This is a genomic window from Streptomyces sp. NBC_00872 (assembly GCF_045161915.1).
Lineage (GTDB): Bacteria > Actinomycetota > Actinomycetes > Streptomycetales > Streptomycetaceae > Streptomyces.
The window spans coordinates 4,688,272-4,709,805 of the sequence record NZ_CP108806.1 but is presented as its reverse complement, the minus strand read 5'-3'; the positions used below and the strand labels follow the sequence as shown (position 1 = coordinate 4,709,805).

The 21,534-nt window shown below is 69.3% G+C and carries 15 protein-coding genes and 3 pseudogenes; 8 read left to right on the top strand and 10 right to left on the bottom strand.

What is annotated here, in order from left to right; translation table 11 throughout:
- The 3 genes and pseudogenes from OG214_RS20110 to OG214_RS20100 all read left to right on the top strand — a co-directional run.
- Nucleotides 1-1,785: an FAD-binding oxidoreductase gene (locus OG214_RS20110; protein WP_405985517.1), complete on the top strand. Its 1,785-nt coding sequence runs from the start codon at nucleotides 1-3 to the stop codon at nucleotides 1,783-1,785.
- A gap of 24 nt (nucleotides 1,786-1,809) precedes the next feature.
- A pseudogene (locus OG214_RS20105) lies at nucleotides 1,810-2,007 on the top strand (GDP-mannose 4,6-dehydratase); the annotation flags it as partial.
- Between the two features lie 183 nt (nucleotides 2,008-2,190).
- Nucleotides 2,191-2,442: pseudogene (locus tag OG214_RS20100) on the top strand (LLM class flavin-dependent oxidoreductase); the annotation flags it as partial.
- A 51-nt stretch (nucleotides 2,443-2,493) separates the two neighbouring features.
- On the opposite strand, the gene OG214_RS20095 reads toward OG214_RS20100, so the two are convergent.
- The 3 genes from OG214_RS20095 to OG214_RS20085 all read right to left on the bottom strand — a co-directional run bounded on the left by OG214_RS20095 (nucleotide 2,494) and on the right by OG214_RS20085 (nucleotide 4,821).
- Nucleotides 2,494-2,886 (bottom strand): type II toxin-antitoxin system VapC family toxin, encoded by a 393-nt coding sequence (locus tag OG214_RS20095; RefSeq protein WP_405985516.1) that lies wholly within the window; start codon nucleotides 2,884-2,886, stop codon nucleotides 2,494-2,496.
- The gene (locus OG214_RS20090) at nucleotides 2,883-3,164 is read right to left on the bottom strand and encodes a hypothetical protein (RefSeq protein WP_405985515.1); all 282 of its coding nucleotides are present in this window, start codon (nucleotides 3,162-3,164) and stop codon (nucleotides 2,883-2,885) included. The genes OG214_RS20095 and OG214_RS20090 overlap by 4 nt, the downstream gene beginning before the upstream one ends.
- Before the next feature lie 79 nt (nucleotides 3,165-3,243).
- Complete coding sequence (locus OG214_RS20085; RefSeq protein ID WP_405985514.1) at nucleotides 3,244-4,821, bottom strand: hypothetical protein; 1,578 nt, start codon at nucleotides 4,819-4,821, stop codon at nucleotides 3,244-3,246.
- A gap of 98 nt (nucleotides 4,822-4,919) precedes the next feature.
- Between OG214_RS20085 and OG214_RS20080 the strand changes: the two are divergent.
- A pseudogene (locus OG214_RS20080) lies at nucleotides 4,920-5,159 on the top strand (LLM class flavin-dependent oxidoreductase); the annotation flags it as partial.
- Between the two features lie 60 nt (nucleotides 5,160-5,219).
- Here the strand turns inward: OG214_RS20080 and OG214_RS20075 are convergent.
- Nucleotides 5,220-6,281 (bottom strand): macro domain-containing protein, encoded by a 1,062-nt coding sequence (locus OG214_RS20075; RefSeq protein WP_405985513.1) that lies wholly within the window; start codon nucleotides 6,279-6,281, stop codon nucleotides 5,220-5,222.
- A 58-nt stretch (nucleotides 6,282-6,339) separates the two neighbouring features.
- Nucleotides 6,340-6,969: a DUF4433 domain-containing protein gene (locus OG214_RS20070; protein WP_405985512.1), complete on the bottom strand. Its 630-nt coding sequence runs from the start codon at nucleotides 6,967-6,969 to the stop codon at nucleotides 6,340-6,342.
- A 70-nt stretch (nucleotides 6,970-7,039) separates the two neighbouring features.
- Here OG214_RS20070 and OG214_RS20065 point away from each other — a divergent pair, with 70 nt between their 5' ends.
- Both OG214_RS20065 and OG214_RS20060 read left to right on the top strand, forming a co-directional pair.
- Nucleotides 7,040-7,933 carry an LLM class flavin-dependent oxidoreductase gene (locus tag OG214_RS20065; protein ID WP_405985511.1) on the top strand — a complete coding sequence of 298 codons (894 nt, stop codon included), beginning with the start codon at nucleotides 7,040-7,042 and terminating at the stop codon, nucleotides 7,931-7,933.
- A 173-nt stretch (nucleotides 7,934-8,106) separates the two neighbouring features.
- The gene (locus OG214_RS20060; protein WP_363081352.1) at nucleotides 8,107-8,952 is read left to right on the top strand and encodes a Cof-type HAD-IIB family hydrolase; all 846 of its coding nucleotides are present in this window, start codon (nucleotides 8,107-8,109) and stop codon (nucleotides 8,950-8,952) included.
- A gap of 154 nt (nucleotides 8,953-9,106) precedes the next feature.
- Here OG214_RS20060 and OG214_RS20055 read toward each other — a convergent pair whose 3' ends face one another.
- The 5 genes from OG214_RS20055 to hisC all read right to left on the bottom strand — a co-directional run bounded on the left by OG214_RS20055 (nucleotide 9,107) and on the right by hisC (nucleotide 18,508).
- On the bottom strand, nucleotides 9,107-10,813 hold the full coding sequence (locus OG214_RS20055; protein WP_363081353.1) for a GAF domain-containing protein: 1,707 nt from the start codon (nucleotides 10,811-10,813) through the stop codon (nucleotides 9,107-9,109).
- Between the two features lie 136 nt (nucleotides 10,814-10,949).
- Complete coding sequence (cydD, locus tag OG214_RS20050; protein ID WP_405985510.1) at nucleotides 10,950-14,621, bottom strand: thiol reductant ABC exporter subunit CydD; 3,672 nt, start codon at nucleotides 14,619-14,621, stop codon at nucleotides 10,950-10,952.
- Between the two features lie 51 nt (nucleotides 14,622-14,672).
- Nucleotides 14,673-15,671: a cytochrome d ubiquinol oxidase subunit II gene (cydB, locus tag OG214_RS20045; RefSeq protein ID WP_382850796.1), complete on the bottom strand. Its 999-nt coding sequence runs from the start codon at nucleotides 15,669-15,671 to the stop codon at nucleotides 14,673-14,675.
- Between the two features lie 20 nt (nucleotides 15,672-15,691).
- Nucleotides 15,692-17,200, bottom strand: a complete 1,509-nt coding sequence (locus OG214_RS20040) for a cytochrome ubiquinol oxidase subunit I (protein WP_405985509.1) — start codon at nucleotides 17,198-17,200, stop codon at nucleotides 15,692-15,694.
- Nucleotides 17,201-17,425: 225 nt separating this feature from the next.
- Nucleotides 17,426-18,508 carry a histidinol-phosphate transaminase gene (gene hisC / locus OG214_RS20035; RefSeq protein WP_363081357.1) on the bottom strand — a complete coding sequence of 361 codons (1,083 nt, stop codon included), beginning with the start codon at nucleotides 18,506-18,508 and terminating at the stop codon, nucleotides 17,426-17,428.
- A 437-nt stretch (nucleotides 18,509-18,945) separates the two neighbouring features.
- On the opposite strand from hisC, the gene OG214_RS20030 reads away from it, so the two are divergent.
- Together OG214_RS20030 and OG214_RS20025 are read left to right on the top strand one after the other, a co-directional pair.
- Nucleotides 18,946-20,058 (top strand): LacI family DNA-binding transcriptional regulator, encoded by a 1,113-nt coding sequence (locus OG214_RS20030; RefSeq protein ID WP_066951829.1) that lies wholly within the window; start codon nucleotides 18,946-18,948, stop codon nucleotides 20,056-20,058.
- 238 nt (nucleotides 20,059-20,296) lie between these two features.
- On the top strand, nucleotides 20,297-21,397 hold the full coding sequence (locus OG214_RS20025) for a metallophosphoesterase (protein WP_405987553.1): 1,101 nt from the start codon (nucleotides 20,297-20,299) through the stop codon (nucleotides 21,395-21,397).
- Nucleotides 21,398-21,534: the final 137 nt, after the last annotated feature.

Here is a 21,534-nt window from a genome sequence, read left to right as displayed (position 1 = left end):
ATGCTGGAAACGAACTCCGCGGCCGACGCGGTGCGGACCCCCGTGGGTGTCTGGACCGGTCGGGCGCACCACGGCGCCCAGGCCGACCCCGCCTTCACCATATCGTTCGCGCCCGATGGCACGGTCGCGCTGCGCACCCCCGCCAGTGTGGGCACCGGGGTCTGGAGCGCGGGAGAGCCCGGCCGGTTCTCCTACGAGCTCACCGAGATCTTCACTCCGGCCGCCGGCCGGTCGGACCGTGTGCGGATCCAGGTCGAGGCCCACCTCGACGGCGGATACCGCGGGACCGGCACCGCCGAGACGTACACCTCGGACGGCGTGCCGGTGGACACCACCGCCTCGGCCGAGTTCACCGGCGACCGCCTCGCCGACGGGCCGGCGGCCTGGCACGACGTGATAAGCCTGGGCGCGCGGATCCGCGGGCGCACCCTCTACCCCGGTGACGAAGGATACGAGGAGGCCGGCTCCGGCTGGTTGCTGACGGTCCGGCACCGGCCGGCGGTGGTCGTGGTCGCCGCCGACGCCGATGATGTGGCCGCCGCCGTCCGGTTCGCGGCGGAGGCGGGACGTCCGGTCGCGGTGCAGTCGACCGGGCACGGCAAGTCGGTGCCCTCGGACGGCGCCGTGTTCATCGCCACCGGGGAGCTGCGCGAGCTGTCGGTGGACCCGGGTAAGAGCACCGCCAGGATCGGAGCCGGGCTGCGGTGGGGTGCGGTGGTCGCCGCGGCGGCCGAGCACGGACTCGCGCCGCTGTGCGGCTCGTCCGCGCAGGTCGGCGTGATGGGCTATCTGACCGGCGGCGGGCTTCCGCTGGCCTGCCGCACCTACGGCTTCGCCGCCGACTACGTCCGCTCGCTCGACGTCGTCACCGCCGACGGCCTGCTCCGCACCGTCTCGCCCGACCAGGAGCCCGACCTGTTCTGGGCCGTGCGGGGCGGCAAGAGCAACTTCGGTGTCGTGGTCGCGGCCGAGATCGAACTGCTGCCGCTGCGCACCGTCTACGGCGGTGAGCTCTCCTACGCGGGCGAGGACTCCCGGCACGCAGCCAAGGTGTTCGGCGCCTACCTCGCCTGGCTCAAGGAGCAGCCGGACGAGATGTCGTCCTCCGTGTCGCTGCTGCGCTTCCCCGATCTGCCGCAGATGCCCGACGACGTCCGCGGCCGTTCGCTCGTGCAGTTCCGGGTGGTCTACACGGGGGACGAGGAGCAGGGCGCGCGGCTGTTGGAGCCGTTGCGCGCGCTCGGCCCGGAGAAGGACACCTGCCGTGCCATGCCGTACCCGGAGATCGACGAGATCTACCCGGACCCCAAGAACCCGGTCATGGCGCACATGCGCGGCGCGCTGCTGCACGAACTGGACGACGAGGCCGTGAAGGAGCTGGTCTCGTTCATCGACCCGTCGGCGCCCGGGGGCCCGTTCCCCGGCCTTGAGATACGCCACCTGGGCGGGGCGCTGGACCGGTCGCCCCGCCGCTCGCACGCGGCCGGCACCCAGGGCGCGGCCTTCAGTGTGTGGACGCGGATGCCGGCTCCGCCCGAGCGGGCCGACGCGGTGCGCGAGATCTCCGACGGGGTGCTCGAACGGCTCCGGAAGTGGGACACCGGCGCCGTGCTCCCGGGGTTCCTGTTCGACCACGACTCGACTCCCGAGCGGGTCAGGCGGGCCTACACCGAGGCCGACTACCGGCGGCTGGCCGAGCTGAAGGCGGAGTACGACCCGAACCGCCTTTTCCGTATCAACCACACCATCCTTCCGGTCGGCGACGGTGACCTCACCCGGTCCTGAAACGGCGCGGGCAACCTCGCCAACCTGGCGCCGGTGGACGGGCGGTTCACCTTCGTGCACGGCGACATCGGCGATTCCGCTCTGCTGGACCGGGTGGTGCCGGGGCACGACGTGGTGGTGAACTTCGCGGCCGAGTCCCATGTGGACCGCTCGATCGGGGGGGCCGGCGACTTCATGCGCACCAACGTGCTCGGTGTGCAGCGGCTCTTCGACGCCTGTCTGAAGGCCGGGGTCGGGCCGCCCGCCTCCTGGGCTGGGCGCCGAAAACCTCTGTCCGGCAGTCACTGCGAGACATGTGGGAGGCCGCCACCGAACACTGACGGTCCGGTCCCCCGCTTTCCCGGCCCGGTGCCGAAGCACCGGCTGAGTCCTGGCCCCCGATCGAAGCGACGTAGGCTCACCGCCATGGGCCTACGTCTCAGTACCGTGATCCTCCCCGTCGACCGCTGGCACGCGGGAGGCCGTTCGAAGTGGCAGACGGCCGAGGACCTCGGTTTCCACGCCGCCTACACCTACGACCACCTGTCCTGGCGGGTGCCGTTCCGGGACGGGCCCTGGTTCGGCGCCCTGCCCACACTCACCGCCGCCGCCGCTGCCACCCGGCGGCTGGGCCTGGGCACCCTCGTCACCTCAGTCAAGCCCCCTTCACCCATCACGTACTGACCTGCGGAAAAGCGGCAAGGGTGCAGGAAGTGCTGACGCAGGCGCTCAGATCGGCTCGACGGCGATACGAAGGTGGCAGAGTCGGCGCAGGTCATCGGTGTCGCTCGTGATGACAGTGACGTCGCCGTGCTCAAAGTGAGCCGTGGCCGCGAGCATCGCATCGATGGCGTATTTGTGGCCGTGCAGGCTTTCGGCGGCGAGCAGCTTGCCGGCCGCACGTGCGATCTCCTCTGTGACAGGGCGCACCTTGGTCAGGGAGACCGCATGGTCGAACGCCGCCTGCGGCACCTTCGGGTCACGTGCCTCCACCAGCGTGGCGGCGCTCGTCACGACGAGCAGGTCCAGACTGCGGGCGACGTCCAGCCACACGGTCATGTCGCGGTGTCGCCGGGAGAGCTTGGAGAGGGCCTCGCTGTCGAGAACGAGAGTCCCACTCACGCGGCGTCCGCTGGAGCGGAGTCACCCCGGTGAGCGGCGTGGTGGGCGCGGATGCGCTCGGCCTTGGCCGACACCTCGGCCGGGTCGACAGGGCCGTGCTCCGCTTCAGCGACAGCGATGTACTCGTCGATGGCTTCGCGCTGGAGTTGCCGCTGCACCGCCTCCTCGATATAGGAGGAGACGCCTTGTTTACCGGCGCGCGCGCGAATCGCCTCCAAGGTCTCGGCGCGCAGGGAGACGCTGGTGACTCGGGTCTTGCCAGGGCGTGGCGTATCCATAGGTGAAGTGTAGTACATGGCCTATTAACTTGCTGGTGCTCGGTTGGCGTGACGGCCGTTCCGTGCCCTTGTGAGATCGCTACCGGCGGCCGGCGGCAAGCCCGCTGAGGCGGTCGCCGATCACGGAGACGCCCGGACGGGGCTCGTTCTCGTAGTACCAGGGCTTGCGTCGGCGCAGCAGTGCCTCGCCGTGCTCGCTCCAGGTGAAGCCGGGCTTCCGCAGGAGCTTCCGGAACACCACGTCGGTTGTCTCCGGGTGGGCGGCGGCCAGTCGGCGGATCGGCAGTGGCGTGATCGACTCCTCGCGCAGGTACGTGCGGAGCAGGTCCTGGTGCTGCCTGCTGCCCGCGAGGGCCGGGTCCGCGAAGAGGTCACGCAGCATCCCGTAGTCCGCGTAGAAGTTCAGGCCGTCGACCTCGTCGTAGATGACGCCGACGGTGTCCGAGTCCGCCAGTTCTCGTGGCAGTTCGAAGAAGGGCAGGTCCAGGCGGGGGAGACGCCTGCTCCGGGCAGGGCCGGGCTCTCCGGCGACGGCGGCCTCCTGGCGGTGGCGGTAGTAGGCGTTGAGGCGGTCCTCGGCTTCGGCAGGCGGAAGGACCAGCTCGTCGCCGCCGCAGAACTCGATGAACGCGGCCCGGTCCTCTCGCATCCGCTGCCATCCCTGCTCGATCTTCTCGGGGTTGCGGAAGACAAGCTCGGGCCGACCGGTGGCCAGTTCGATCGCCGCCCGGGCGATCTCGGTGGCGCTGGACCTGGGGTAGTACGACATAGCCCCGGATACCAGCCATGCCCCCTCGGCCGAGTGAACGGGTACCAGGCAGGTGTGGAGGAATCCTCCCTTGGACACTCCACGGAACGCCGCCCGCCCGACATTGGAGTACGTGCGGTACTCCAGGTCGTCGACCAGGTTCAGCAGGACAGCGGCATCCCCTTCCTTGCGCTGTATCTTGAAGATGCCCTCGACCGGGTCACGCCAGCCGAGCAGTATCTCCCGGTCGGCCGCGGTCAAGTCCTTCCGCCCGGCGACGAACCGGTCCACCACGGTCGAACCGTCCGGCAGGCGGTACTGCAGAATGAAGTGGTCGGTGATCCGGATCGCCGCGCCCTCGTCCAACCGCCGCTCAGGCCCGGCGGCCTCCAGCAACAGGGGCGTCAACCACCGGTCGAAGCGGGCGCTCTGCGCGAAGGCGACCAGCTGCCCTTTCAACTCGGCACTGCGCTCGATGAGGTCGGTGAGCGACGGTTCACCGGCGCCCCGATCCGCGCCCTGTACGGCGTCAGCCACGTTCAGCCCCTCCAAACAGGCCAGTTCCGTGTGAAGTGTCGTGAAGTGTGAGGCGCCCGGTCTCATCCGGCCCAGTGACGGTACGCCTCGATCCACTCCGCCCTCGGGGGCTGGACGGGGCAACTCCAGCTCCAGGATCCCGATCGACTGCCGCATACCACCGCGAGAGCACACGGCGACGATCCTGCCGTCCGGCGTGAGGTCGACGCCCCGCACGGTCACCTTGACGCCGAGCACAGCGGTCGTGAAGGGCACGACGAGGTGCTCCTCAAGCATGGTGAACAGACCGGTGAGCTGCTCGTCCTCGTTGTAGGCGTCGACCGTCGCCTCTTCGATCATCGCGTCGAGTTCGGCCTCGCCCAACGTGCCCATGGATCAACACTAGCGACGACCGGGGCGACGCCGGGCTGCTTCCAGCACCTTTCCCCCGGGACCGCCGTGGTGCCGACAGCCCGCGTATCGTCTGCGGCATGCGTCTGAGTACGGTGATCCTCCCCATCCACCGGTGGGGCGAAGGGCAGAAGATCTGGCGGCGGGCCGAAGATCTCGGGTTTCACGCCGCGTACACCTACGACCATCTGTCCTGGCGGAGCTTCCGGGACAAGCCGTGGTTCGGGGCGCTGCCCACGTTGACCGCCGCCGTGACAGTGACCGAGCGCATCCGGCTTGGCACCCTGGTCACCTCAGTCAAGCCTCGTTCAGGCATCACGGGCTGACGTGCAGGTTCGCTCGGGGCGTTGGCGTTTGCAGACGGGGTGCCCTGTCACGGACTAGCGAGTTGCTGTCGCAAAGAATTGCGTCTCATTCAGTCTGGCCCACGCGGCGGAGGCATCCTCTGCAGGGAAAAGCCGTCGCTTCCGTGGACTCCACGCGGCGAGGTCACGCGCCACGTCGGTCGGGTTGCGGGGAGGGCCACCTCCTCGGGTCGCCAGGAAGTGCACGCTGGCCAGCAACTCCATACCCTCGGGATACTCGTAGCCGACGAACGCCTGGCTGAGCTGAGCCCATGCCTGCTCGAACTCGCTGTCCCCGTCCACGGCCTCCTCGGCCTCCTCGGCCGCGCCTGGTCGCAGGCCGATGTCAGCACGTGCCCCGCCGGTTCCATCGCCGAAGCCGATGACTTGATGGCCTTCCAGCGCTGCGATCGCTCGATCCAGGCCGCTGGAGTAAGGGCCGTAATGTCCGGCTTCGAATTGCAGGCCGAGATTGATCCCAGCGCCTTGCAGGAGATAAGCAATCTTGTGAAACTCCAGCAGCGATGCCTTGGGCACCTCGGTGATGCCTGCGGCCCAAGCGCTGGCGATGTACCGCCGCACTGCTGTCAGAAACCTGGCTCGCTGCTGATTCAGCTCCGGGACGGATGTCGCGGTAGGCATATCCTCGGCAGGCGGAGTACCAAGACCGTAGAGGCGGATATCTGCATCGAGCCCCTGAAGCTTGTCGATGATCAGGGCTCGCACCTCGGGCCACGGCAAGCCGCCGTTCCCGCAGCCGAGTGGGGGCACCGCAACGCTTGTGATCTTCAGCTCACCGACCACACGGACCAGATCGTCCAAGCCGGCGCGGATGTCCTCCATGCGTGACGGTTGGCGCCAGTGCCTCTTGGTGGGGAAGTTCAGCACCCAACGTCCGCCCGGCAGAGCGACAGGCTGGACGATGCCCGGTCGGACTTCGCCCGCCTTGCAGGCGGCAGCGTAGGCGTCGAAGACTTCGGGGAAGGCGCGCTTGAACTGCAAGGCGATGCCCTTGCCCATCACACCTACGGTGTTGACGGTGTTTACCAAAGCCTGTGCATCGTCGCGGAGCAAATTCCCGTGAGTCTCGGTGATCATTGCTGTTGCCTCCCCTCATCCATCTTCCAGGATGGCAGGTAGTGCTGTCGTGTCAGGTCTAGAAGTACCACTCGGGTACGACAGCGATCTGTGGTCTGTGGTCGGCGGGCGCGATGATCGCCGTGACCTTTGCTGCCATGGCTGATGTCAGGACCACTATGCCCACGACTGCGGTCCAGGGGAGGGCCCGGTGGACCAGAAACTCCGCCATCCGACGCTCGCGCCGCGACCCGTCTGTAGGGGTGTTTTTCCAGATGAGAGCCGCCATGACCTCCCAGTCGATATGTGAGGGGAGCAAGAGTGCCCGGTCCGTGTATTTGGCCGTCGTGAGGGCAGCGTTGCGGTCCGTGGCAGCCCAGGCAAGGTGGTGCCGCTGGACTTGTGACACACGGGACACCAAGTAGACGAGCTCATCCTGCCGACCCGAGTAGGTCTCCACCCCGCCTTTGTAGATGCGGTACAGCATCGGCGACCGCGGTGCGAAGTAGAAGGGCGCGTAGTCGGCGACCACGCCGCCGGGTCCGGCTGGCACGGCCTGACTGCGGCGGCGCTCCTTGATGCTCAAGTCGGCGCACTCGACTGTTCCGGTGGGTTTGTGCTGGTCTGCAACAAGCCCGGAGGCCGCGATCCCCGCAAGGTTCTCCACATGGGTGAAGTGCAGGATGCGGGGGTCGGCGGTGTCAATCATGGGGTCGTCATCTTAGTGCTCACGCCCGATACGTGGCCTGAGGGTACCGGCCTCTCGTATTGTCGGCCTCATGCGTCTGAGCACTGTGATTCTGCCGGTCTACCGCTGGTCTGAGGGTCGGGAGGTGTGGCGGCGGGCCGAGGAGCTCGGCTTTGACAGCGCGTACACCTACGACCACCTGTCGTGGCGAGCCTTTCGGGACCGGCCATGGTTCGGGGCAGTCCCGACACTGACGGCTGCCGCGGCGGTTACCGAGCGGCTGCGGCTGGGGACGCTTGTCACCTCGCCGAATTTCCGGCATCCCGTGACCCTCGCCAAGGACCTGATCTCCCTCGACGACATCTCGGACGGGCGGATCACGCTGGGGATCGGCGCCGGCGGCACCGGCTTCGACGCCACGGCGCTCGGCCAGGAACCATGGAGCCCGGCTGAGCGCGCCAACCGCTTCGGCGAGTTCGTCACGCTGCTCGACCGCCTCCTGACCGAGGACTCCGTCTCCTACGAGGGCGACTACTACTCGGCGCGCGAGGCCCGTACCATCCCCGGCTGCGTCCAGCGCCCCCGGCTGCCCTTCGCGGTGGCCGCCACAGGACCGCGCGGACTCGGTCTCGCCGCGCGGCACGGACAGGCGTGGGTGACCACCGGCGACCCGAAGCTGTACGAGACGGGCACCCCCGAACAGTCCGTGCGGGCCCTGCGCGACCAGATCGACCGGCTCGCGGACGCCTGCGCCGGGACCGGCAGGGACGTGGAAGCACTCGACAAGATCCTGCTCACCGGATTCACCCCGGACCGAAGCCGTCCGCTGGAGTCCGTCGACGCCTTCGTGGACTTCGCGGGCCGCCATATCGCGCTGGGCTTCACCGAGATCGTGATCCACTGGCCGATCCCCGGCTCGGACTTCGCCGCCGACCAGGGCGTCTTCGAGAAGATCGCCACCGAAGGCGCCGCGCAACTCGGCTGAAGACAACTCGGCTGAAGACAACTCGGCTGAAGACAACTCGGCTGAACGCCGGCCCGAAGCGGCGCGGTCACGCAGCGCCCAACACGCCCTCCCCCGGAAGAGGTTCGGCGGCCGGCCTCTCAGATGTGCGCCCCTCCGCACGCCCGTGCGCGACCGTACGGGAGAATGGCGCGGTGACCTCCCCTGCTGACTCCCCGCTGCCCGCCCGGCCCCGGCTGATCGCCACCGATCTCGACGGCACCCTGCTGCGCGACGACAAGTCCGTCTCGGACCGTACGATCGCCGCGCTCAAGGGCGCCGAGGACGCGGGCATCGAGGTCTTCTTCGTCACCGGGCGCCCGGCCCGCTGGATGGGGGTCGTCAGCGAGCATGTGCACGGCCACGGCATGGCCATCTGTGCCAACGGCGCCGCGGTGGTCGATCTGCGCGCCGACGGAGAACTGCTGAAGGTCCGTCCGCTGGACCGGGAGACGGCGCTGGACGTCGTACAGACCCTGCGCGACGCCGCCCCGGGGACGGCGTTCGCGGTCGAGATGACCAACGGGATCAACTACGAGCCGACGTACCCGCCCTTCCTGGAGGACCCGGGCGCGACCGTGGCCACCGCGGAGAAGCTCCTCCGCGAGGCGTACGAGAAGATCGCGGGCCCGGTCGTCAAGCTGCTCGCCCACCACCCTGACCTGACACCCGACGGTTTTCTCACCCTGGCCCGTACGGCGGCGGGGGACCGGGCCACCATCACCCGGTCGAGCCCCACCGCCCTGCTGGAGATAAGCGCCCTGGGGGTGAGCAAGGCCAGCACGCTCGCGCTCTGCTGCGCCGAGCGCGGTGTCTCGTCCGACGAGGTCGTCGCCTTCGGAGACATGCCCAACGATCTGGAGATGCTGACCTGGGCCGGGACCTCGTACGCGATGGGCAACGCCCATCCGGACGTGCTGGCCGCCGCCTCCGGACATACGGCCACGAACAACGAGGACGGCGTCGCGATCGTCATCGAGCGGATTCTCGCGCGGCTCTAGGTCCTCTCCGGCAACCTCTGCCCCCGTCGCGGCACCGGGGCCGGCGACGGGCCGTGTCAACCGCGGGACCCGGCGCCGCCCATCGCCGCCCATCGCCCGGCGCCGCCCATCGCCGCCCATCGCCCGGCGCCGCCCATCGCCCGTCGCCGCCGCGTCACAGGGGCGCCTCCCAGATCACCGTCGTACCCGCCCTGCCCTCCCCGATCCCCGGCTCGCACGTGCTCGATCCGCCCAGCGACTCGGCCCGTCGCGCGAGGTTGCGCAGCCCGCTGCGCCGTCCTCCGTCCGGGATGCCCACACCGTCGTCAGCGACCGACAGCCGCACCGCCGCCCTGCCGTCGGGAAGCCGGGCGGCGGCGTCGACGACCACTTCGATACGGGTGGCCCGCGCGTGCCGGAAGGCGTTGGACAGGGCCTCGCGGAGCGCGGCGATCAGATTCCGCCCGGCCAGTTCGCCGACCGCCGAGTCGACCTGTCCGACAAAGCGGTGGGTAGGCCGGAAGCCCAGCGGCACGGCGGCCATATTGATCTCCCGCAGAACGCGCGTCCGCACACCGGCCGGTGCCTCGGCCGGTCCCTGCTGAAGCGCGAAGATGGCCGTACGGATCTCCTGAATGGTCACATCCAGCTCGTCGACCGCCTTGTCGATGCCCTGGTGCACCTCGGGAGCGACCGTTCCGCGCTGGGCGCTCGCCAGCGTCATCCCGGTCGCGAACAGCCGCTGGATGACCAGGTCATGGAGATCCCGCGCGATCCGGTCCCGGTCCTCCAGGACGGCCAGCCGCTCGCGGTCATGCTGCGCGTCGGCCATCATCAGCGCCAGCGCCGACTGGGCCGCGAACTGGTCGGCCAAGGTGTGCTCCCGCTCCCCGAAACGGCGCGCGCCCCGTGCGCGCGGCATCACCAGGGCGCCGAGCACCCTCCCGTCGGCCCGCAGCGGCAGCAGCATGCCGGGGCCGAAATCCCCGGCCAGACCCGGTGTCACACGCGGGTCGGTGGCGAGGTCGTCCACGAAGAGCGGCTCGCCGGACAGGAGCGTCCTGGCGACGAGGTTCTCGGGCGGAACGACATAGTTCCGCTTGACGGTCGGATGGGCGTCGGAGACGGCCACGACCTCCAGTCCGCCGTCCTCCGTGCGCAGCAGCACCACACCGATGACCGAATCCGCCAGCCTGCGGATCTGTTCGGCGACCACGGAGAGCGCGTCCGCCGCGTCACCACTGGTGAGCAGGGCGGTGGTGACGGCGACCGAACCCTCGATCCACCGCTCGCGCTGTCTGGCCGCCTCGTACAGCCGGGCGTTGCCGATGGCGTTGCCCGCCTCGGTGGCGAGGACGCGCACCATGTGCAGGTCGTAGTCGCTGAACTCACCGCCGCCGGGCTTCTCGGCCAGATAGAAGTTGCCGAGGGTCTCGCCCTGGGCGCGGATGGGAACACCGAGGAACGTCCGCATCGGCGGATGTCCCGGGGGAAGTCCGGCCGCGCGCGGATCGACGGTGAGATCGGCGAGCCGGATCGGCTCCTTCCCTCTCATCAGCACGCCGGGAAGGCCGGTGCGTCCGTCGGGCGTGTGACCGATCAGCCGGGCCACGTCATCGCCGACGCCATAGGTCACGAAGTCGGAGAGGCTGTCGCCCGTCTCGTCGAGGACTCCGATGGCGGCGAAGCGGGCCCCGGCCAGTTCGGCCGCGGTCTCACAGATCCGGGCGAGCGTGGTGCGCAGTCCGTGGCCCGTACCCACGGAACACATCGCCTCCAGCAGCTGCGGCACTCGCGCGGTGTTCTCGACGGACAGGCCCTCCAGGCTGCTGGCGGCGCGGGTGACCGCGTCAAGAGGGCCCAGTGGCTCGGGCACTTTCATAAGCCAGAGCGTAGTAACTCCTATTTGATAGGGAAAGTCCACTTACGCGCGCCACTCCTGACCACGGCGACCGGCTGGACACCATCGACAGGCTGGACAACGGCGACCGGCCGGGCCTCCGCCTCCCCGTCCGCGATCAGCCGGTCATGAGCCGGTCACCGGCCCGCTCACGCTCCAGCATCCGCCGCAGCGGACCCTCCTCGGCCGCCAGCTCGGCGTAGGGGCCCCGCTGTACGGGACGGCCCCCGTCGAGGACGATCACCTCGTCGACCCCGTCGAGCCCTCGCAGACGGTGGGTGATCAGCAGGGTCGTACGGCCCTCCGTCGCCTCCAGCAGATCGGCGGTGAGCGCGTCCGCCGTGGCGAGGTCCAGATGTTCGGCGGGCTCGTCCAGGACCAGTACCGGGAAATCGGCGAGAAGGGCGCGGGCCAGCGCCAGACGCTGCCGCTGTCCGCCGGAGAGCCGGGCGCCGTGCTCGCCCACCAGGGTGTCGAGCCCGGCGGGCAGGGCATCGACCCAGTCGAGCAGCCGGGCCCGGCGCAGGGCCTCGCGCAGCTCGCCCTCGGTCGCGTCGGTACGGGCGAGCCTCAGGTTCTCCCGTACGGAACTGTCGAAGAGATGCGCGTCCTGCGCGCACAGCCCGACCATGCCCCGGACCGTGTCCCCGTCGAGCGCGGCCAGATCCGTGCCGCCGAGTCGGCAGTCTCCCTCACGCGCGTCCAGGAAACGCAGCAGCACCTGCGCGAGCGTCGTCTTGCCCGATCCGGAAGGCCCGACGACGGCGACCCGCTTCCCGGCGGTCAGCGTCAGATCGAAGCCGCTGAGCGCGTCCCGCCGCTGCCCCGCGTACCGCGCGGACAGTCCCCGTACCTCCAGCGGGAACGGCGATACGGGAGCGACGGCCGGCCGCTCCGGCTCCTGTACGGGGACGGGGGCGTCCAGCACCTCGCACACCCGCTCCGCACCGCGCCTGGCCCGTTGCCGGTGGCGCACGGCGAGCGGCAGCCCGGTCACCGCCTCGAACGCGGCGAGCGGGGTCAGGACGACCACGGCCAGTTCCACGCCGTCGAGGCGTCCGTCGCGTACCGCCTGAACGCCCACGAGCGCCGCCGCGGCCACGGTCAGTCCGCAGACCACCGCGGAGAGTCCGCCGCCGAGCGCGTTGGCGCCGGCGCCGCGTGCGGCGATGGCCGTCAGTGTTCCGTCCGCCTCGCGTACCCGCCGCATACGGCTCCGCAGTGCCCCCGCGACGGTCAGCTCGGCGGTGCCCCGGAGCAGATCGGTGACTCTGGTGGCCAGCACTCCCCGTGCCGGGGCCAGCCGCCGTTCGGCCCGCCGGGCGCCCGCGCCGGTCACCAGCGGCACGCCGACCCCGGCGGCGAGCAGCCCGGCGGCCAGTACGGCACCCGCCTCCGGCAGCAGCCACGCGGTGAATCCGACGGCCCCCACCCCGACGAGCAGCGCGGTCCCGACGGGGAGCAGCCACCGGAGCCAGTAGTCCTGGAGTTCGTCCACGTCCGCGACCAGCCGGGACAGCAGATCCCCGCGGCGGGTCCGGCGCAGCCCGGCGGGTGCGATGCGCTCCAGCCGCCGGTACACCGAGACCCTGAGGTCGGCGAGCATCCTGAGTACGGCGTCGTGCGACACGAGGCGCTCGGCGTACCGGAAGACGGCCCGGCCGATGCCGAAGGCGCGGGTCGCCGTCACCGCGACCATCAGATAGAGGACGGGGGGCTGCTCGGAGGCGCGGGAGATGAGCCAGCCGGACACCGCCATGAGTCCGACGGCGGAGCCGAGGGCGCAACTGCCGAGGACCAGCGCCAGTACGAAACGCCCGCGCAGCGCCCCGGCGGCGGCCCTCATCCGCGCGAGCGGATCCCCGGACGCCCCGGCTCCCCCACCGGTCGTACCGGCCCCGCCCGCCGTACCGGAATCGGCGGGTACGGCATGTCCACCGACGGCGTAGCCCCAGGCCTCTTCCCCGACTCCCCCGACTCCCCTGGCTTCCCGGGCTTCCCCGGCTTCCACATCGGCCTGTTCGTCGACGGAAGCCGCTGGCGCCGGCACAGAACCAAGACCGCCGCGTTCCCCCGCCGATCCGCCTTCCCCCTCCGATCCGGCCTCCGCCGCCGATCCGGCCTCCGCCGCCGATCCGGCTTCCGCCGCCCCCCGATCCGGCAGCGCGACCACCCGGTCGGCCACCGCGAGCAGCGCCGGTCTGTGGACGACGAGCAGCACCGTACGGCCCACAGCCAGCCGCCGTACCGCCTCGACGATGCCCGACTCCGTCCCGCCGTCGAGCGCCGCCGTGGGTTCGTCCAGCAACAGCAGCGGTCGGTCGGCGAGAAAGGCCCTGGCCAGCGCGAGCCGTTGCCGCTGACCGGCCGAGAGCCCGGAACCGTCCTCGCCGAGCAGGGTGTGCGTGCCCTGCGGCAGCGCCGCCACGAACCCGTACGCGCCCGCCTCCCGCAGCGCGTCATTGACCGCCGCGTCGTCCGCGTCCGGCCGGGCCAGCCGTACGTTCTCCGCGATCGTGCCCGCGAAGAGATACGGCTGCTGCGGAACCCACGCGATCCGCTCCCGCCAGCGGTCCGGATCGAGGGACGACAGATCGCGGCCGTCCACCCGCACCCGGCCCTCGTCCGGTGCGGTGAAGCCGAGCACCACCTGGAGCAGCGTGGACTTCCCGACACCGCTCGGGCCGACCAGGGCGACGGTCTCCCCCGGCTCGACCGTCAGCGAGGCCGCGTCGAGCGAGGGTTCCGTACGGCCCTGATGGCGGACGGTCACACCGTCCAGCTCCAGCCGTGGCGCACCCGTGCCGTGCGCCTCCCCCGTACCGCCCGCCGGCGGCCCGGTCTCCAGGACCGTGAAGATCTCCTCGGCGGCCGACAGTCCCTCGGCCGCCGCGTGATACTGCGCGCCCACCTGACGGATCGGCAGATAGGCCTCCGGCGCCAGGATCAGCACCACCAGCCCCGTGTACAGATCCAGATCGCCGTGCACGAGCCGCATCCCGATCCCCACCGCGACCAGAGCCACCGACAGCGTCGAGAGCAGTTCCAGCGCGAAGGACGACAGGAAGGCGATACGGAGCGTACGGAGGGTGGCCCGCCGGTACTCCGAGGTGATCGCGCGGATCGACTCGGCCTGGGCCTTGGCCCGGCCGAAGACCTTGAGGGTCGGCAGGCCGGCGACCACATCCAGGAAGTGGCCCGACAGCCGGGAGAGCAGCCGCCACTGCCGGTCCATCCGGGCCTGGGTGGCCCAGCCGATCAGCACCATGAAGAGCGGAATCAGCGGCAGAGTCAGCACAATGACCGCCGCGGAGACCCAGTCCTCGGTGACGATCCTCGCCAGGACCGCCACCGGCACCACCACGGCCAGCCCCAGTTGTGGCAGATAGCGCGCGAAGTAGTCGTCCAGAGCGTCCACACCGCGGGTGGCGAGCGCGACCAGTGAACCGGTGCGCTGTCCGCTCAGCCACCCGGGACCCAGTGCGGTCGCCCGCTCCAGCAGCCGTCCGCGCAGTTCCGACTTGACCGCGGCGCTCGCCCGATGGGCCGCCAGCTCGGTCAGCCAGGAGACCAGAGCGCGCCCGATGGCGACCGCGGCCAGCAGAAGCAGGGGAGTGCGCAGCTCGGAAGTGCCGAGTCCGCGCTGGAACGCCCCGACCACCACCTCGGCGATCAGCATCGCCTGGGCGATCACCAGCCCCGCACCGGCCACCCCCAGCGCCACCATGGCGATCAGAAAGAAGCGGGTGGCACGGGCATACCGCAGCAGACGCGAATCGATTGGTTTCACGTGAAACACCCACCCCAGCGCATCGGACTCAGCCCTCGTACGTATCGGCGGTTACGCATCGGCTATGTGCTGCGTTCCGATCCGCTTCCGGAACACCCAGTAGGTCCATCCCTGGTAGAGCAGCACCACCGGAGTCGCGATACCCGCGCACCAGGTCATGATCTTCAAGGTGTACGGGGTGGACGACGCGTTCGTCACCGTGAGATTCCATGCCGGGTCCAGCGAGGACGGCATGACATTCGGGAAGAGCGTCAGAAAGAGCATCGCCACCACGGCCACGATCGTCACGCCGGAGAGCGCGAACGACCAGCCCTCGCGCCCCGCCGCGATCGCCACGATCGCGGCGACCAGCGCCACCACGGCCACGCCCAGCGCGACCAGACTCTTGCCGTCGCCCTTGTCCGCCTGGGTCCAGAGCAGAAAACCGAGCGCCAGCACGGCGGTCAGTACCCCGAGTACGACCGCCAGCCTCCTGGCCCGGACCCGGATGTCCCCCACGGTCTTGAGCGCGGCGAACACCGTGCCATGGAAGGTGAAGAGAGCCAGGGTGACCAGACCGCCCAGGATCGCGTACGGATTGAGCAGATCCCCGACGTCACCGATGTACTCCTTGTGCGCGTCGATCTTGACGCCCCGCACGATATTGCCGAACGCGACACCCCACAGCACGGCGGGGAGCAACGACGTCCAGAAGATCGCGTGTTCCCAGTTGCGCTGCCAGTTCTCCTCGGGCCGCTTGGCCCGGTACTCGAAGGCGACACCGCGCACGATCAGACAGACCAGGATGAGCAGCAGCGGCAGATAGAAGCCGGAGAAGAGTGTGGCGTACCACTCGGGAAAGGCCGCGAAGGTCGCCCCGCCGGCACTGAGCAGCCAGACCTCGTTGCCGTCCCAGACGGGCCCGATGGTGTTGATGAGGACCCGCCGTTCCTTACGGTCGCGGGCCAGCAGCTTGGTGAGGACTCCGATGCCGAAGTCGAACCCTTCGAGGAAGAAGTAGCCGGTCCAGAGGACGGCGATCAGGACGAACCAGACGTCGTGGAGTTCCATAGCCCTAGCTCCTCAAGTCCTCAGTACGAGAAGGCCATCGGCCGGTCGGCGTCCGTGGGGTCGCCGCCGATCTTCGTGGGGGGATTGAGGTCGGCGTCCGTCAGCTCCGGCGGGCCGGCCTTGACGTACTTGACCAGCAGCTTGACCTCGATGACCGCGAGCACCGCGTAGAGCAGGGTGAAGACGGTCATCGAGGTGAGCACCTCGCCCTGGGAGACACCGGGGGAGACCGCGTCGGCCGTGCGCAGCACTCCGTACACGACCCATGGCTGGCGTCCCGTCTCGGTGAAGATCCAGCCCCACGCGTTGGCTATCAGCGGGAAGAGCAGGGTCCAGAGGGCGACGATCCAGTACCACTTGGCGAGCTTCGGGCTGAGCGCCTTCTTCCGGAAGAGCACAAGGTTCGGCACCTCGTCCTCGCCCGTCCGCAGGGCGGGTGGCAGCAGGAACTTCCTCCGGGTCAGCCAGAGACCGAGCAGACCGATGGCGAAGGATGCCATTCCGAAGCCGATCATCCAGCGGAAGCCCCAGTAGGCGACCGGGATATTGGGCCGGTAGTCGCCGGGACCGTACTTCTCCTGCTCGGCCCTGTTGACGTCGTTGATGCCGGGGACATGCGAGCTGAAGTTGTTGTTGGCGAGGAAGGACAGCAGCCCGGGGATCTCGACGGCCACGGTGTTGTGGCCCTTCTCGACGTCTCCGTAGGCGAACAGCGAGAAGGGCGCGGGCGACTCGCCCTCCCACAGGGCCTCCGCCGCCGCCATCTTCATCGGCTGCTGCTTGAACATGACCTTGCCGAGCGAGTCACCGCTCACGGCGGTGAGCATCCCGGCGATCGCGACGGTGACAAGGCCGAGGCGGAGCGAGGTCCGCATCACGGGTATGTGCTTCCCACGCGCGAGATGGAAGGCCGCGATGCCGACCATAAAGGCGCCGCCGACCAGGAAAGCGGCCGTCAGGGTGTGGAAGAACTGGGTGAGCGCGGTGTCCTGGGTCAGCACTTTCCAGAAGTCGGTGAGTTCCGCCCGCCCGGCTTCCTTGTTGATGCGATAGCCGACCGGGTGCTGCATCCAGGAGTTGGCCGCCAGGATGAAGTACGCGGAGAGAACCGTGCCGATCGAGACCATCCATATACAGGCCAGATGGATCTTCTTCGGCAGTTTGTCCCAGCCGAAGATCCACAGTCCGATGAAGGTCGACTCGAAGAAGAAGGCGATCAGCGCCTCGAAGGCGAGCGGAGCGCCGAAGATGTCACCGACGAATCGCGAGTAGTCGGACCAGTTCATCCCGAACTGGAACTCCTGCACGATGCCGGTGACGACACCCATCGCGATATTGATCAGAAAGAGCTTGCCCCAGAACTTCGTGGCCTTGAGGTACTTCGGATTCTCCGTGCGGACCCACGCGGTCTCCAGGCCGGCGGTGAGCGCGGCGAGCGAGATCGTCAGCGGGACGAAGAGGAAGTGATAGACGGTGGTGATGCCGAACTGCCATCGCGCCAGGGTCTCCGGCGCCAGAGCGAGGTCCACGTCGTCTTCTCCTAACATCGCCGTGGTCACAGCGGCAGCTTGTCCCGTTCGCCCTGGACATACCGCGAGGAAACGGGACACGCTTGTGAACGCGTTCACATTCACAAGCATTATGTCGCACATGCTTCCGGACCTTCGCAGGGGGGGTCGGCATGCGTAGGGGCGGCCTCGAAGAGACCGCCCCGGACCGGCAGCACCGCACCGGCTACAGCAACATCACCTCGGCTACAGCTCCTTGCGGAACGCCTCCGCCGCCTGGAGGAAGATGTCATTGGCCTCGTGCTCGCCGATCGTGACCCGTACCCCTTCGCCCGCGAAGGGCCGTACTACCACACCGGCCGCCTCACAGGCCGCCGCGAAGCCGAGCGTGTGCTCGCCGAGCCGGAGCCAGATGAAATTGGCCTGGGTCTCGGGCACGGTCCAGCCCTGGTCGACCAGGCCCTTGTAGACCCGCGCACGCTCGGCGACCAGCGCGCCGACCCGGCCCAGCAGTTCGTCCTCGGCACGCAGGGAGGCGATCGCCGCCTCCTGCGCGATCTGGCTCACACCGAAGGGGACGGCGGTCTTCCGGAGGGCGGCGGCCACCGGTTCCCGGGCGATCGCGAAGCCGACGCGCAGACCGGCCAGCCCGTACGCCTTGGAGAACGTACGCAGCACGGCCACATTCGGGCGCTCGCGGTAGATCTCCACACCGTCCGGCACCTCGCTGTCCCGGATGAACTCGCGGTAGGCCTCGTCGAGCACCACCAGCACATCGCCGGGAACACGGTCGAGGAACCGTTCCAGCTCGGCGCGGCGCACCACCGTGCCGGTCGGATTGTTGGGGTTGCAGACGAAGATCAGCCGGGTCCGCTCGGTGATCGCGTCGGCCATGGCGTCCAGATCGTGCACCTCGCCGGAGGTCAGCGGCACCTCTATGGAGGCCGCGCCGGAGATCCGGCTGATGATCGGATACGCCTCGAAGGAGCGCCAGGCGTAGATGATCTCGTCACCGGGGCCCGAGGTGGCCTGGACAAGCTGCTGAGCCACACCGACCGAACCGGTGCCGGTCGCGAGATGCGTGACGGGCACGGCGAAGCGGTCCGCCAGCTCGTCCATCAGACCGGTGCAGGCCATGTCCGGGTAGCGGTTGAAGACGCCCGCGGCCGAGATCGCCCGCTCCATCACGCCCGGCAGCGGCGGATACGGGTTCTCGTTGGAGGACAGCTTGTACGCGGCGGGCCCTCCGCCGGACGCGGCCGGCTTGCCCGGCTTGTAGGTGGGGATGCCGTCCAGCTCGGCGCGCAGCTTGGGGCTCGTCTCACTCACCGCAGGTCCTCCTCGGCCGTTCACGGGTCCGTACAACTTCTATGACGACTTCAACGACGACTTCAATGCTGTTCACCTTATGAGGATTCGCGGCTCCTGCGAACCGCGTCCGCCGGACCGCCTCCCGGACCGCCGCAGGACCGCCGTGAGACCGCCGTGAGACCGCCGCAGAAGAGGGGGCGCACTCGCTTCCCTGGCGCGCGCCGGTGGCTCGCTCCGTGGCGCGCGTCCCCCGTAGAGGTGAGTTGAGACCTCTTCGAAACATGGGCCCTACGACAGGCCCATGCGGCTCGTTGCATGGCAGAACATCGCTAGACCTGTTAACTCCCTTATGTTCCAAGGCCATCAACCATCTTCAACCATGCAAAAACGTGCCTGCCCATAGGTGATTGTGCGACCGGACCCACCGCCCGCCCGAGCCCTACTATCGGCTCGCCATGACAGCAGCAGGGAAACACCAGGTGAGCCGGACGGACACATCCCGCCGGGGAAGCCGGCAAGGTCGGGCGGGCATCCGGGATGTGGCCGCCGCAGCCGGTGTCTCCATCACGACTGTCTCGGACGCGCTCAACGGCAAGGGACGCTTACCCGACGCCACACGACGCCATGTCCGGGAGGTCGCAGAACGCCTCGGCTATCGACCGTCCGCCGCCGCCCGAACCCTCCGTACCGGCAAGTCGGGCCTCATCGGCCTGACGGTCACGACGTACGGGGATGAACCTTTCACCTTCACCGAGTTCGCCTACTTCGCCGAGATGGCCAGGGCCGCCACCTCCGCGGCGCTCGCCCGCGGTTACGCCCTCGTCATCCTCCCCGCCACCTCCCGCCATGACGTCTGGGCGAATGTCGCTCTCGACGGCACCGTCGTCATCGATCCCTCCGACCACGATCCGGTCGTCACCGAACTCGTCCGCCAGGGTCTTCCCGTCGTCTCCGACGGCCGGCCCGCGGGCACCCTTCCCGTCACCGCCTGGGTCGACAACGACCACGAGGCGGCCGTCCTCGATCTGCTCGACCATCTCGCCGCGGCCGGCGCACGCCGGATCGGTCTGCTCACCGGCACCACCACGGACACCTACACCCGGCTCTCCACCACCGCCTATCTGCACTGGTGCGAACGCGTCGGCCAGGACCCGGTCTACGAGTCCTATCCCGCCCACGACCCGTGCGCCGGGGCCGTCGCCGCCGACCGGCTGCTGGCCCGCCCCGACCGGCCCGACGCCGTCTACGGGCTCTTCGATCCCAACGGCACCGATCTGCTCGCCGCCGCACGGCGGTACGGACTGCGTGTACCGGACGATCTCCTGCTCGTCTGCTGCAGCGAGTCCACCGTGTACGCCTCGACGGAACCGCCCATCACGACGCTCTCGCTCAAGCCGCGCCGTATCGGCACCGCCGTCGTCCAGCTCCTCATCGACGCCATCGAGGGGCTGGAGACGGACCGGCCGGTCGAGCAGGTCATACCGACCGAACTGATCGTCCGCACCTCCTCCCAGCGACGCCCTCCGCGCACCACGGTCAGCGCGCCCCGCTCTCCCGCGGGCGACTGACCGGTGGCGCTGCCCGGTGAAGGCCCGGACCGTTCGCATTTCGGGCGATCAGCGCGAAACCCGCCGCTGAACCCGAGGTGCGATCGGATTCACCACCCCTGGTGCGTCACACAGGACGACCTGCATTCCTATGATGGGCGCACGACACCACGGACCTTCCCTCACCACCGGCGGGCTCACCGCCACCGGACGGACGGCCCGAGAGGTGTACGGCGGTACGACGGCGGTGGAGGGGTCGATGACACAGGGGGCCGGCCAGGGACCCGTGGTGCGGACGGCGACATTGCGCGACTTCCGCGTACCGCCGTACGCACAGGTCCCCGTGCAGTCCGGACTGCCCGGACAGCCCGGCCCCACGGCCGGAGCCATGTCCGGGCACCCCGGTAACGCCGTCCCCGACGACGAGCCGCCGGAGGGCTACACCCCCACCGAGCGCGACCTCCCGGTGATCAACCGGGGGGACACGGTGCAGGTACAGCTGGCCCCCGCCGCCGAGTTCCCGGGGGACGGCCTCGGCCCGCTCTATGTCGTCGGCGATGTCCACGGCTATCTCGACGAACTCCTCGCCGCCCTCGCCGAACAGGGGCTGATCGACGCCGACGGCCACTGGAGCGCGGGCAGCGCCCGCCTCTGGTTCCTCGGAGACTTCACCGACCGCGGTCCGGACGGCATCGGTGTCATCGATCTCGTCATGCGGCTCTCCGCGGAGGCGGCGGCGGCGGGCGGCTACTGCAAGGCGCTGATGGGCAATCACGAACTGCTGCTCATCGGTGCCAGGCGGTTCGGCGACACCCATGTCAACTCCGGTGCGGGTACGGCCACCTTCCAGGCCGCCTGGCTGCTCAACGGTGGTCAGCGCACCGATATGGAACGCCTCCAGGACGTCCATCTCCAGTGGATGTCCCGGCTCGACGCGGTGGTCGAGGAGGAGGGGCATCTGCTGGTGCACTCCGACACGACGGCCTATCTGGACTACGGATCCACGATCGAGGACGTCAACGACACCATTCATCAGATCCTCACCCGCAATGACGCGGACGAATGCTGGGATCTGTTCCGCAAGCTCACGAAACGCTTCGCGTTCCGCGACGAAGGCGGCCCGCAGGCCGTCCAGGAACTGCTCTCCAAGTACGGCGGTCAGCGCATCGTCCATGGCCACAGCCCCATTCCCTATCTGCTGGGCGAAGTCGGCACCGAAGATGTCTCGGACGGCGGGACGGACAGCGGTCCGGTGGTGGAAGGGCCACATGTATATGCCGATGGACTTGCCATCGCGATGGACGGCGGAGTGACCATGGCGGGAAAGCTGCTGGTCGTCAGGCTTCCCCTGAAAAACTGAAACACCGTCGCGCGGGTGATTTCCGCAAACCCCCTGTCATCGCGCGCCGGAAGAGCTCTACCATCGGTTTATCCGTAGCAGGCTCTCCTCCGTTTTCGCCAACTGCCCGTTCCACGCGGGCGAACCGGCCCTACGGA

Coding starts and splice junctions, on each gene's coding strand:
- OG214_RS20110 (WP_405985517.1), top strand. CDS start 1: ATGCTGGAAACGAACTCCGCGGCCGACGCGGTGCGGACCCCCGTGGGT.
- OG214_RS20090 (WP_405985515.1), bottom strand. CDS start 3,164: ATGGATACGCCACGCCCTGGCAAGACCCGAGTCACCAGCGTCTCCCTG.
- OG214_RS20085 (WP_405985514.1), bottom strand. CDS start 4,821: ATGGGCACGTTGGGCGAGGCCGAACTCGACGCGATGATCGAAGAGGCG.
- OG214_RS20075 (WP_405985513.1), bottom strand. CDS start 6,281: ATGATCACCGAGACTCACGGGAATTTGCTCCGCGACGATGCACAGGCT.
- OG214_RS20070 (WP_405985512.1), bottom strand. CDS start 6,969: ATGATTGACACCGCCGACCCCCGCATCCTGCACTTCACCCATGTGGAG.
- OG214_RS20065 (WP_405985511.1), top strand. CDS start 7,040: ATGCGTCTGAGCACTGTGATTCTGCCGGTCTACCGCTGGTCTGAGGGT.
- OG214_RS20055 (WP_363081353.1), bottom strand. CDS start 10,813: ATGAAAGTGCCCGAGCCACTGGGCCCTCTTGACGCGGTCACCCGCGCC.
- cydB (WP_382850796.1), bottom strand. CDS start 15,671: ATGGAACTCCACGACGTCTGGTTCGTCCTGATCGCCGTCCTCTGGACC.
- OG214_RS20030 (WP_066951829.1), top strand. CDS start 18,946: ATGACAGCAGCAGGGAAACACCAGGTGAGCCGGACGGACACATCCCGC.
- OG214_RS20025 (WP_405987553.1), top strand. CDS start 20,297: ATGACACAGGGGGCCGGCCAGGGACCCGTGGTGCGGACGGCGACATTG.